Source organism: Flavobacterium filum DSM 17961, from assembly GCF_000425465.1.
Taxonomy (GTDB): Bacteria; Bacteroidota; Bacteroidia; order Flavobacteriales; family Flavobacteriaceae; genus Flavobacterium; species Flavobacterium filum.
In genome coordinates this window covers 42,768-54,359 of the sequence record NZ_AUDM01000017.1, presented here as the reverse complement: position 1 = coordinate 54,359, position 11,592 = coordinate 42,768, and the positions used below count along the sequence as shown (strand labels likewise).

Annotated in this window: 11 protein-coding genes and 1 pseudogene; 11 read left to right on the top strand and 1 reads right to left on the bottom strand. The window is 33.9% G+C overall.

The window, feature by feature from the left end:
• The 10 genes and pseudogenes from H601_RS15635 to H601_RS0111135 form a co-directional block, all read left to right on the top strand.
• Positions 1 to 296: pseudogene (locus H601_RS15635) on the top strand (hypothetical protein); the annotation flags it as partial.
• A 198-nt stretch (positions 297 to 494) separates the two neighbouring features.
• Positions 495 to 896, top strand: coding sequence for a hypothetical protein (locus tag H601_RS0111180; protein WP_026711598.1), 402 nt, complete (start codon positions 495 to 497; stop codon positions 894 to 896).
• 137 nt (positions 897 to 1,033) lie between these two features.
• Positions 1,034 to 2,194 (top strand): RHS repeat domain-containing protein, encoded by a 1,161-nt coding sequence (locus H601_RS0111175; protein ID WP_026711597.1) that lies wholly within the window; start codon positions 1,034 to 1,036, stop codon positions 2,192 to 2,194.
• 2 nt (positions 2,195 to 2,196) lie between these two features.
• The gene (locus H601_RS0111170; protein ID WP_026711596.1) at positions 2,197 to 2,739 is read left to right on the top strand and encodes a hypothetical protein; all 543 of its coding nucleotides are present in this window, start codon (positions 2,197 to 2,199) and stop codon (positions 2,737 to 2,739) included.
• Positions 2,740 to 3,554: 815 nt separating this feature from the next.
• Entirely contained in the window at positions 3,555 to 3,986 is a 432-nt protein-coding gene (locus H601_RS0111160; RefSeq protein WP_026711594.1) for a MarR family winged helix-turn-helix transcriptional regulator, read from the top strand.
• A 144-nt stretch (positions 3,987 to 4,130) separates the two neighbouring features.
• Positions 4,131 to 6,521 (top strand): 3-hydroxyacyl-CoA dehydrogenase/enoyl-CoA hydratase family protein, encoded by a 2,391-nt coding sequence (locus H601_RS0111155; RefSeq protein WP_026711593.1) that lies wholly within the window; start codon positions 4,131 to 4,133, stop codon positions 6,519 to 6,521.
• 7 nt (positions 6,522 to 6,528) lie between these two features.
• Positions 6,529 to 6,750 carry a hypothetical protein gene (locus H601_RS0111150; RefSeq protein ID WP_026711592.1) on the top strand — a complete coding sequence of 74 codons (222 nt, stop codon included), beginning with the start codon at positions 6,529 to 6,531 and terminating at the stop codon, positions 6,748 to 6,750.
• Positions 6,751 to 6,756: 6 nt separating this feature from the next.
• Positions 6,757 to 7,941 carry an acetyl-CoA C-acyltransferase gene (locus H601_RS0111145; RefSeq protein ID WP_026711591.1) on the top strand — a complete coding sequence of 395 codons (1,185 nt, stop codon included), beginning with the start codon at positions 6,757 to 6,759 and terminating at the stop codon, positions 7,939 to 7,941.
• A gap of 61 nt (positions 7,942 to 8,002) precedes the next feature.
• Positions 8,003 to 8,404 carry a four helix bundle protein gene (locus H601_RS15630; protein ID WP_051220728.1) on the top strand — a complete coding sequence of 134 codons (402 nt, stop codon included), beginning with the start codon at positions 8,003 to 8,005 and terminating at the stop codon, positions 8,402 to 8,404.
• 131 nt (positions 8,405 to 8,535) lie between these two features.
• Complete coding sequence (locus H601_RS0111135) at positions 8,536 to 10,326, top strand: acyl-CoA dehydrogenase family protein (protein ID WP_026711590.1); 1,791 nt, start codon at positions 8,536 to 8,538, stop codon at positions 10,324 to 10,326.
• Between the two features lie 56 nt (positions 10,327 to 10,382).
• Here the strand turns inward: H601_RS0111135 and H601_RS0111130 are convergent, their stop codons facing one another.
• On the bottom strand, positions 10,383 to 11,111 hold the full coding sequence (locus H601_RS0111130; protein WP_026711589.1) for a biotin--[acetyl-CoA-carboxylase] ligase: 729 nt from the start codon (positions 11,109 to 11,111) through the stop codon (positions 10,383 to 10,385).
• Positions 11,112 to 11,200: 89 nt separating this feature from the next.
• Between H601_RS0111130 and rsfS the strand changes: the two genes are divergently transcribed.
• Positions 11,201 to 11,572, top strand: a complete 372-nt coding sequence (gene rsfS / locus H601_RS0111125) for a ribosome silencing factor (RefSeq protein WP_026711588.1) — start codon at positions 11,201 to 11,203, stop codon at positions 11,570 to 11,572.
• The last annotated feature ends 20 nt before the right edge of the window (positions 11,573 to 11,592 follow it).

Genomic DNA, 11,592 nt, shown 5'->3' with positions numbered 1-11,592 from the left:
CAGCAGTCAGTTGCAAAGAAAAACCTTTTTTAAACTTATACAATAGAACCTTTGAAAAGCATGGAGTAAAGATGAAAAGCTACGTTGCTGTTCAAAAAAAATTATTGATAATTATTTACTCTCTTTGGAAAAACAATCAAGAATATAATCCTCAAATTTATAATATTCAAGAAAAGGAACAAGAACTTTCTTCTGTGCTTACCTTTGAAAAAAACATAAAAAATAGCCCCAAACAAGTTGAGGCTATACAAGGTAAACATCCAGTGAAAGATCACAGTGTGCTTCCTCTATGCTAATACAAATTTAATAAAAAAAAGATCTAATAAAATTTGGTTTTGAAGATAGTACCTCCCGACTTTGCGGATTTTTTTTAACATTTATTGCCATCTAATATATAACAACATAAATGAGATTGATGCTTTCTTATAGTTTTACACTACTCCTAAAACCTCCTCCAACTCATCATTGCCAATACCTATGACGAACTGGGTCAATTGATTTCAAAACAAGTGGGTGGACCAGACGTTCAAAATGAAATTGGTTATCAAAAAATTGATTATCGTTACAACATCAGAGGATGGCTAACCCACATCAACAATATTGAAGATTTAAGAGAAAACGGAGCTTTAAATCATGATTTATTTGCATTTAAAATCAATTACAATGAAGTGACTGAATCGGACAATGGAGATATCAACGTTGTTCAATCCACTTTTGGTAACACCGTAAAACCACTCTTTAACGGTAACATAGCCGAAACCTATTGGAAAACCAGAACCGATGATATCCTGCGAAAATACAGTTACAGCTACGATGATTTGAACCGATTAAAGAAAGCCTATTTTCAGAAACCGCTCCCGCCCGAATCCTTTCGGGTGGTTCTAGCAAATAATTAAAAGTTTTTATTACTTTTGAAATAAAGTAAAAGTCAGATCAATTAGTTTTATTTTTTGCAGGCGTTAAAGTAGGCAAAACAGTTTACCAAGGCAGTGAAGACCCGGTTGTAACCGATTATTTAGGCGGTTTTCAATATGTGAAGAATGAATTACAATTCTTCCCTCACCCGGAAGGATATGTAAGTGTGGTAAAATTTGGAACGGAAACCTTAGTAATTAACTATGCGTATCAGTACAAAGACCACCTTGGCAACATCCGCTTAAACTATGGAAAAGACCCTGAAACCAACGTTCTTAAAGTATTGGAAGAAAACCACTATTACCCTTTTGGTTTAAAACACCAAAATTACAACACGGGTAGAAAGCAATACGGCAAAAAAGAAGACGAACTTACAGCTTTGCAAATACCCGGTTTAGTATTGCCAACGGAGGAAAAACCGATGGTGTATAAGTATAAGTATAAGTATAATGGGAAGGAGTGGCAAGACGAGCTAGGGCTTAACATGTACGATTACCATGCACGAAATTATGACCCTGCAATTGGTAGATGGATGAATATTGACCCGTTGGCTGAAAATAGCAGAAGGTGGACACCATATAATAACGCTTACAATAATCCATTAGTTTTTGTAGATCCAGATGGTATGCAAGCAAAATGGTATGATGAGAAATCTGAAAAAACTGCACAAAAAATAGAAAAGAAAATTGATGCAAAAATAATGGATTTAGAAAAAAAACTTAATTCTATAACAAAAAAAAATGGTGATATTGGGGATACAAATGATAGAATCAAAGAATTAAAGAAGTCGAAAGAAGATTTAACTAGTATGAGAGATAATCCAAATATTGAATTTAAATATGAAGCTACTAAAGAAGGAGAAGCTAAAACCTCAGCAAGTGCAGACGGTAAAACTGTAACAATGAAAATTACTAATAAAACTGATATTCATGAGACGAGACATGGCGGACAATATAGTAGAAATGAAATTCGACAACAAGGTGACTTTCCACATGGTTATGGTGTATCAAAAGAAGTTGATGCATATCGTGCTCAGTATGCATTTGATGGTGTGCTAAATTATGTTTCTGCTAATACAACAAATAGAGAAGGCCAACTTAATCAAATGTCCTTTATGGGAGGTATCCCTTTTAATTCCTTACCATATAAAAATACTATTAGCAATATAAATCAAATTAATGCAAATGTCATTAATGATATTGGAACATTTTCAAACAATGGTATTATAAATGCTTATCCCCCAATCGGAATTGAAGAAACATATTTTAACAACAATTGAAAATGAGATTTTTAATATATTTATTGATTGTTTTTATAATTTCTTGTAAAAGTTCAAACTTCAAAGAAAAAGGCAAGTACATATTTGAAAATGATTTTATAACAAGAGAAATACATTTTATTAATGATACTATTTGTGAATTTAAGCAAGTGTATAAATGTGAAGATTTAAATAAAAATTTTAAAGAGTTTAAAACTATTTATAGATATTTTTATAATGATACAACCATTATTACTTCTGAAAACAAAAAATTAAATCTTAAACTATTACATTTAAAAAAACCAAATTTAGAAAGTTATAATTTTATAGGGTTTAAATATATTGAAATACCAATTCAAAATTCTAAATGTTATTTTTTGAATGATAAATCAAGAGAGGAGTTGACTGAAAATATTACTTATGAAAAAACTTTAAAAATTAAAAGAAAAATGACAATCTATGAATCAACAAATAGAATATATGATATAGATGCTTTTTCTTTATTAATTAAATCTAAAAATAAATTGAAATTCAATAATGAAGTTTACATTTTATCCTTGAAATGATTTGTAAAACATCCGCTCCGCATTCTATGATAAAAAACAACTAAAAATTGTTAAAATTATGATGCAAACCAAACTCCGCAAAGTATTCAGAACAAATACCCTATGAAAAGCTCCGCAAACGTCTTCAGACTTTGCGGAATTTTTTTTATATTTTAAATAACAATAGTAATGGTTTTTTATCATAGAATGCTGAGCTTTGCTACTAAGCAGACTTTGCTTAGCAAGGAAGTAAAAATTTTCCATACCTCTGATAATATCAAATGATACTATCATGTCAAAACCCCGATCCTGCATTCTATGACAAAAAACAATTAAAAATATCCAATTAATACTATTCTATAATATAAAGTTCACAAAAAAATCAATCAAAAAATAAATTCACAAGAGAGATTATAAACGATGAAATTATTTTAAATTTGTTCTGAAAACCGTTTACAGAAATTAGCACTAAAAAAATAAATTTGTACCTCGCTTGTATCTCATTTCTTTTAAGCCCTTTAAAATAAATATTTTTAATTTCTGTATCGGGAAGTAAAATTTCATTTTTTTTGAATTTACATTCTATCTATTTTTTGTACATATAATAATTCTCAATTGGTTTGAAAATCATGTGGATTAATCATTTTTATTTTAATCAACACTAAATTATTTATAATACCTATTCATTTTTACCAATTCAAATTGCTTTTCACAATTATATTTCCTTCTCGTCTCTACTTTTAATACCATTACAATTTTACAAAAATGTTAAATTTTAAAAAATACTATGCGTGCATAATAAATTTTTATTATCTTTGAAAACGTTTGCGTAAAATATGAAAGATAAAACGATAGATTATATTCTTCGAGCGACTTGGCAATCGGTTGCTAGAATGTACAACGAAGAAGCATCAAAATTCGATGGTTCAATGGCAATTGGATTTGCGTTGCTTAGCATTGACAAAGAAGAAGGAACACCTTCCTCCTACATCAGTAACCGAATGGGAATGGAAGCAACCAGTTTAACCCGAACGCTAAAAACATTAGAAGAAAAAGGACTAATCATTCGCAAAAAAAATCCGGATGATGGTCGTGGGGTTCTTATTTATTTGACTGAATTAGGCAAAGAAAAAAGAGAATTATCCAGAAATACCGTATTGAAATTTAATGAAGTCATTCGTCAAAACGTTTCCGATGAAAAATTACAGAATTTTATTGAAGTCGCAGAGGTCATTACGGAATTGATAAATGAGAAGAAGATTTTTTAGAAAGAAAATAGAACAAAGAGAAAAGAAAATAGACAGTTATGTTTATATTTTTCTAATTTTTAAAACTGTTTAAAAAAAATAAAACAAACAAAACCAGCGGAAATTCGTAACTCGTAATCCGAAACCCGCAATAAGAAATAAAAAATGAAAAGAACAATCAAAAAAGTGGCAGTCATCGGTTCCGGAATCATGGGCTCCGGTATTGCGTGTCATTTTGCCAACATTGGTGTTGAAGTACTTTTGTTAGACATCATTCCAAATGCGTTAACAGAACCGGAAGAGAAAAAAGGGCTCACTTTAGAAAGTAAAGTAGTTCGCAACCGCATCGTAAATGACAGTTTAACGAATGCTCTAAAGTCCAACCCCTCGCCTATTTACAGTCAGAAATTCGCCAACCGAATTACTACCGGAAATACTACGGATGATATGCCGAAAATTACCAATGTAGATTGGATTATCGAAGTGGTCGTAGAACGTTTAGATATAAAAAAACTTGTTTTTGAGCAAGTTGATAAATATAGAAAACCGGGAACATTGGTAACTTCAAACACTTCTGGAATTCCGATTCAATTTATGAGCGAAGGTCGTTCTGATGATTTCCAACAGCATTTTTGCGGAACGCATTTCTTCAATCCGGCTCGTTATTTAAAATTATTTGAAATCATTCCGGGACCAAAAACGAGTCAATCCGTTTTAGATTTCCTAACCAATTACGGTTCTCAATTTTTAGGAAAAACATCGGTCGTTGCCAAAGATACTCCGGCCTTCATCGGTAACCGAATTGGAATTTTCGGTATCATGAGTCTGTTTCACCAAGTGAAAGAAATGGGCCTAACCATTGAAGAAGTTGATAAATTAACCGGTCCGGTAATTGGTCGTCCAAAATCGGCAACCTTTAGAACGGTTGATGTGGTTGGTTTAGATACCTTGGTTCACGTAGCTAACGGAATTTACCAAAACTGTCCAAATGATGAAGCTCACAATTTATTCAAATTGCCTGCTTTCATCGACAAAATGATGGAGAACAAATGGTTGGGAAGCAAAACCAAGCAAGGATTTTATAAAAAAGTAGATAAGGATATTTTATCGTTGGATTTGGATACGATGGAATATCGCCCAAATAAAAAAGCGTCTTTTGCTACTTTAGAATTAACGAAAACTATCGACAAACCAATTGATCGTTTCCGTGTTTTGGTGAAAGGAAAAGACAAAGCCGGTGATTTTTACAGGAAAAATTTTGCCGCCATGTTTGCCTATTGTTCCAACAGAATTCCTGAAATATCCGACGAATTATATAAAATTGATGATGCCATGAAAGCCGGATTCGGTTGGGAAAATGGTCCGTTTGAAATTTGGGATAGCATTGGTGTCGCCAAAGGAATTGAAATGATGCGTGCAGAAGGCTATGAACCGGCCACTTGGGTCACTGAAATGGTGAAATCTGAAAACGCTTCTTTCTATACCGTAAAAAATGGAGCAACCTATTTTTATAACATCCCAACAAAATCACAAGAAAAAATTCCGGGTCAAGATGCATTTATCATCTTAGATAATATTAGAGAGAGTCAAAAAGTATGGGCTAATTCAGATGCCACGATTCATCATTTAGGTGACGGAATTTTGAATTTAGAATTCCATTCTAAAATGAATACCATTGGTGGTGGCGTTTTACAAGGCATCAACAAAGCCATCGATTTGGCGGAAAAAGAATACAATGGTTTAGTCATTGGTAACCAAGGAGCAAATTTTTCTGTGGGAGCCAACATCGGAATGATTTTCATGATGGCTGTTGAACAAGAATATGATGAATTGAACATGGCTATCAAAATGTTCCAAGACACAATGATGCGTTGCCGCTACTCCTCTATTCCGGTTGTCGTTGCTCCACATGGAATGACCTTGGGTGGTGGTTGCGAAATGACGATGCATGCTGACCGCGTAGTAGCTGCCGCAGAAACTTACATTGGTCTTGTTGAATTTGGAGTTGGTGTAATTCCAGGTGGTGGTGGTTCTAAAGAAATGACCTTGCGTGCCGCTGATTTATTCCGTAAAAACGATGTAGAATTAAATGTGTTGCAAGAATATTTCCTTACCATCGGAATGGCTAAAGTAGCTACTTCTGCTTATGAAGCTTTTGATTTCGGTATTCTTCAAAAAGGAAAAGATATTGTGGTGGTGAATCGTGACAGACAAATTGCGGTGGCCAAACAAATTGCTTTGCAAATGGCAGAACAAGGTTACACACAACCAATTCAACGCAAAGACATTAAAGTTTTAGGTAAACAAGCGTTGGGAATGTTCTTAGTGGGAACTGACCAAATGCAAGCCGGAAAATACATTTCGGAACACGATAGAAAAATTGCCAACAAACTAGCGTATGTAATGGCTGGTGGTGATTTATCAGAACCAACATTGGTGACTGAGCAGTATCTGTTGGATATTGAACGAGAAGCATTTTTGAGTTTATGTACTGAGAGAAAAACTTTAGAGAGAATTCAATTTATGTTGACAAAAGGGAAGCCTCTGAGAAATTAAATTAATAATGGCTCAAGTAACTATGAAGAGTTGGAGATATGGAATGAAAAAAATATCTCTAACAAAATTACAGACAGAATTATTAAATATTTCTTTAAAAGAGGCCCATGAAAATGTGACTAAGCTTCTCGATAATATTGAGGTAATATTAGATATTGAAGACCTGAATTTAGCTTTAAATTTTATAAAAAGAGCAGAAGAAATTGGAGTTAATTGTATTTTAAATTAAGATAAAATGAACAAAACAGCATACATCGTAAAAGCATACAGAACCGCAGTCGGAAAAGCACCAAAAGGAGTATTCCGTTTTAAAAGACCAGATGAATTGGCGGCAGAAACTATTCAGTTCATGATGAACGAATTACCCGATTTCGACAAAAAACGCATCGACGACGTAATGGTCGGCAACGCTATGCCCGAAGCTGAACAAGGACTAAACGTAGGTCGCCTAATTTCCTTAATGGGATTAAAAGTGACTGATGTTCCGGGTGTAACGGTGAATCGTTATTGTGCTTCAGGTTTGGAAACAATTGGAATGGCAACTGCCAAAATTCAATCGGGAATGGCCGATTGCATCATCGCCGGTGGTGCCGAAAGCATGAGTTTTATTCCGATGGGTGGCTACAAACCTACTCCGGATTATTCCGTTGCGGCAAATGGAAATGAAGATTATTACTGGGGAATGGGTTTAACGGCGGAAGCAGTAGCGAAACAATTCAACGTGTCGCGTGAAGACCAAGATGAGTTTGCATTTCATTCCCACCAAAAAGCTTTAAAAGCTCAAGCAGAAGGAAAATTTGACAAACAAATCGTACCGATTACTGTTGAGCAAACCTTTTTGAATGAAAACGGAAAAAAAGAAACCAAATCCTATACCGTTACTAGAGACGAAGGACCACGTGCGGATACCAACAAAGAAGCATTAAGCAGATTGAAACCTGTATTTGCTGCTGATGGTTCAGTTACAGCAGGAAATTCATCTCAAATGAGTGATGGTGCGGCTTTCGTATTAATTATGAGCGAAGAATTAGTAACCGAATTAGGCATCAAACCTATTGCTCGCTTAGTCAATTTCGCATCAGCTGGAGTTGAACCCAGAATAATGGGAATCGGTCCGGTAAAAGCCATTCCGAAAGCCTTAAAACAAGCAGGATTAACTTTAAATGATATTGATTTAATTGAATTGAATGAAGCTTTTGCATCACAATCTTTGGCTGTAGTTCGTGAATTAGGTTTAAATCCTGACATCGTAAACGTGAATGGTGGAGCCATTGCATTGGGTCATCCACTTGGTTGTACGGGTGCAAAATTATCCGTTCAATTGTTCGATGAAATGCGATTAAGAGGAAGTAAATACGGAATTGTGAGTATGTGTGTGGGAACTGGTCAAGGAAGTGCTGGAATTTTTGAATTGTTATAAAAAGAGAATAGAATATAGAGAATAGAATATAGACTTTGAAAAGAACTTAAATGGAAGATTAATGAGGCATAATTATAAAAATTTGAAAGTTTGGCAACTAGGTATTGAGATTGCTAATGATGTTTCGGATATTTTATTAGAATTTCCCAAACATGAACGATATGATTTGAGTTCACAAATGAGTCGATGTTCAGTTTCTATTCCAAGTAACATAGCAGAAGGTTCATCAAGAACTGATAAATCTTTTAGTCATTTTGTTGACATTGCACTTGGTTCTTCTTTTGAATTAATTACACAACTTATTGTTGCAAAACACAGAAACTGTATAAATGAAGAAAAGTTTGATAAAATGGAAAAGAAAATTGAAGAATTTCAAAGAATGACGATGTCTTTTCAAAATGGATTAAAGAAAAATATATTTTCATTTATACCTCCTTTTTTCTATAACCTATTCACTTTTTAATAACCGGAAAAATCTATTCTAAAAACTCTATTTTCTATTCTCTATATTCTATTTTCTATATTCTATTTTCTATTCTCTATATTCTATTTTCTATTCTCTATATTCTAAAAAAACTATAAAAACATAAAATAATGAACGACATAACAAGAGGAGGACAATTCCTAGTAAAAGAAACCAAATGTGAAAATGTATTCACACCCGAAGATTTCTCAGAAGAGCAAATCATGATGCGTGATTCGGTACAAGAATTTGTGGACAAAGAAATTTGGGCCAACAAAGACCGATTTGAAAAGAAAGATTATGCATTTACAGAAGAAATGATGCGTAAAGCCGGAGAAATGGGCTTTTTAAGCGTTGCAGTTCCCGAAGCGTATGGCGGAATGGGAATGGGATTTGTGGATACCTGTTTAGTATGCGATTACATTTCGGGGGCAACCGGTTCATTTTCAACCGCTTTTGGTGCTCACACCGGAATTGGAACCATGCCAATTACTTTATACGGAACCGAAGAACAAAAGAAAAAATACGTCCCAAAATTAGCCTCAGGTGAATGGTTTGGAGCGTATTGTTTGACTGAACCGGGAGCTGGTTCTGATGCGAATTCAGGAAAAACAAAAGCTGTTTTATCTGAAGACGGAACACATTACAAAATCACCGGACAAAAAATGTGGATTTCCAATGCCGGTTTTTGTTCGCTATTTATTGTTTTTGCTCGCATTGAAGATGATAAAAATATCACTGGTTTCATTGTAGAAAATGATCCATCCAATGGAATCACGATGAACGAAGAAGAACATAAATTAGGTATTCGTGCTTCTTCTACACGTCAAGTTTTCTTTTCTGACACCAAAGTTCCGGTTGAAAATATGTTGGCCGCTCGTGGTGAAGGTTTCAAAATTGCTATGAATGCATTGAATGTAGGCCGAATCAAATTGGCAGCCGCTTGTTTGGATGCTCAACGCCGTGTGACTTCAAACGCAATCAATTATGCCAATGAAAGAATTCAGTTTAACACGCCAATTTCACAATTTGGAGCTATTCGTTATAAATTAGCGGAAATGGCAACTTCTGCCTATGCCGGTGAAAGTGCAACTTATCGTGCAGCAAAAGACATCGAAAACCGAATTAAAATCCGCGAAGCTGAAGGTGCATCGCATCAGGAAGCAGAATTAAAAGGTGTGGAAGAATTTGCTATCGAATGTTCTATTTTGAAAGTTGCCGTTTCGGAAGATGTTCAAAATTGTGCCGATGAAGGAATTCAAATTTATGGCGGAATGGGATTCTCAGAAGACACTCCGATGGAAAGTGCTTGGAGAGATGCCCGTATTGCCAGAATTTATGAAGGTACAAACGAAATTAACCGTATGCTTTCGGTAGGAATGTTAATCAAAAAAGCCATGAAAGGTCATGTGGATTTATTAGGTCCGGCCATGAAAGTGCAAGAAGAATTAATGGGAATTCCATCGTTTGACACACCGGATTATTCTGAATTATTTTCTGAAGAAAAAGAAATGGTGGCCAAATTGAAAAAAGCCTTTTTAATGGTTGCCGGAGCTGCCGTTCAAAAATACGGAATGGATTTGGATGCTCACCAACAATTATTGATGGCTGCAGCCGATATGTTGATTGAAATTTACATGGCAGAAAGTACCGTTTTACGAACTGAAAAATTAGCTAAAAAAGTAGGCGAAGAAAAAGCTACAGAACAAATTGCAATGGCCAAATTGTATTTATACAAAGCCGTTGACGTTGTATCTCAAAAAGGAAAAGAAAGCATCATTTCTTTTGCCGAAGGCGATGAGCAACGCATGATGTTAATGGGCTTACGTCGCTTCACCAAATACACCAACATGCCAAACATTGTTGGTTTAAGAGAAACCATTACGGCCAAATTAGTAGCTGAAAACAGTTACTGTTTTTAATAAATTTTAGTTTAGTTGTTGATGAAAGAACCACGTTTGAAAAAGCGTGGTTTTTTTTAATACAATAATTTCACTTCTTTCACATCAAAATGCACCAACTCATCATTTTCTTGTAAAAGTTCTAATCGACCATCAGGAGTAACTTTTTGAATAATCGCCATAAATTTTTCTCCGTTAGGTTTTTCAAACGGAGTCGGAACACCTATTTTAAATAATTTTTGATGATACATTTTCCAGATAGAAGGTGAATCGGTTCGCATTTGAGCCAAATAATACTGAAGCGATTGTAAAATTTTGTTTAACAGCACTTCTAAATCATATTCTTTTCCCATTATTTTAGCCAAAGAAGAAGCATTTGGAATATTTTCAAAAGAAAGTTGATTTACATTTAAGCCAATTCCCACCACAGAATAAACTTCTCCGTTGGATTTAAAACTGTTTTCAATTAATATTCCGCCAATTTTTGAATGACCTGACATAATGTCGTTTGGCCATTTTATGGTTAATTTTGGAATTTTTATTTGTTCTAAAGTTGAAAAAACGGCTAATGAAACAACGATATTTAACGTAAATAATTGATGAACATCTACAATCAAATCTTTAATTAAAATACTAAAAGTCAAATTCTTACCTTCTTCAACTTCCCAAGTAGAACCCATTTGTCCTTTTCCTAATGTTTGATGTTTTGCCCAAACAACCGTTAGATTAGAAACAACCTGTTGTGCCATCAATTGTTTTAGGTGTTCATTTGTTGAAGATATGGCATTGAGTTTGATGATATTCATTCAAATAAAAATAAAAAGAATCTAAAGTTGTGTTAAGGCTCAAAAATAAACACAAAATTTGATAACTTTGCGAAAATATTTAACAATTAATGGCGAAAAAAAAAGTAAGTAATGACGAGTTGTTAGTAACTATCATCAAAGGAATTGAAGAAGTTAAGGGAAATGATATCGACATTTTAGATTTAAGAGAGATTGAAAATACAGTTTGTGATTATTTTATCATTTGCAACGGAAATTCAAATACACAAGTGAATGCCATTGTCAATTCAGTTCAAAAATTAGTATCGCGAGAATTAAAAGATAAACCTTGGCATGTTGAAGGAACAGACAATGCTGAATGGGTTTTGATGGATTATATTGACATTGTGGTACATGTTTTTCAGAAACACGTTCGTGAATTTTACAATATAGAAGGTTTATGGGGTGATGCTAAAATCACAACCATTCCAAATAAAAATTAAAAAATTGCTAAAGAAGAAAA

What these genes read in the sequence shown, in the direction of transcription:
- H601_RS0111170 (WP_026711596.1), top strand. Translation starts at nt 2,197, where the DNA reads ATGAGATTTTTAATATATTTATTGATTGTTTTTATAATTTCTTGTAAA.
- H601_RS0111160 (WP_026711594.1), top strand. Translation starts at nt 3,555, where the DNA reads ATGAAAGATAAAACGATAGATTATATTCTTCGAGCGACTTGGCAATCG.
- H601_RS0111155 (WP_026711593.1), top strand. Translation starts at nt 4,131, where the DNA reads ATGAAAAGAACAATCAAAAAAGTGGCAGTCATCGGTTCCGGAATCATG.
- H601_RS0111150 (WP_026711592.1), top strand. Translation starts at nt 6,529, where the DNA reads ATGGCTCAAGTAACTATGAAGAGTTGGAGATATGGAATGAAAAAAATA.
- H601_RS0111145 (WP_026711591.1), top strand. Translation starts at nt 6,757, where the DNA reads ATGAACAAAACAGCATACATCGTAAAAGCATACAGAACCGCAGTCGGA.
- H601_RS15630 (WP_051220728.1), top strand. Translation starts at nt 8,003, where the DNA reads ATGAGGCATAATTATAAAAATTTGAAAGTTTGGCAACTAGGTATTGAG.
- H601_RS0111135 (WP_026711590.1), top strand. Translation starts at nt 8,536, where the DNA reads ATGAACGACATAACAAGAGGAGGACAATTCCTAGTAAAAGAAACCAAA.
- H601_RS0111130 (WP_026711589.1), bottom strand. Translation starts at nt 11,111, where the DNA reads ATGAATATCATCAAACTCAATGCCATATCTTCAACAAATGAACACCTA.
- rsfS (WP_026711588.1), top strand. Translation starts at nt 11,201, where the DNA reads ATGGCGAAAAAAAAAGTAAGTAATGACGAGTTGTTAGTAACTATCATC.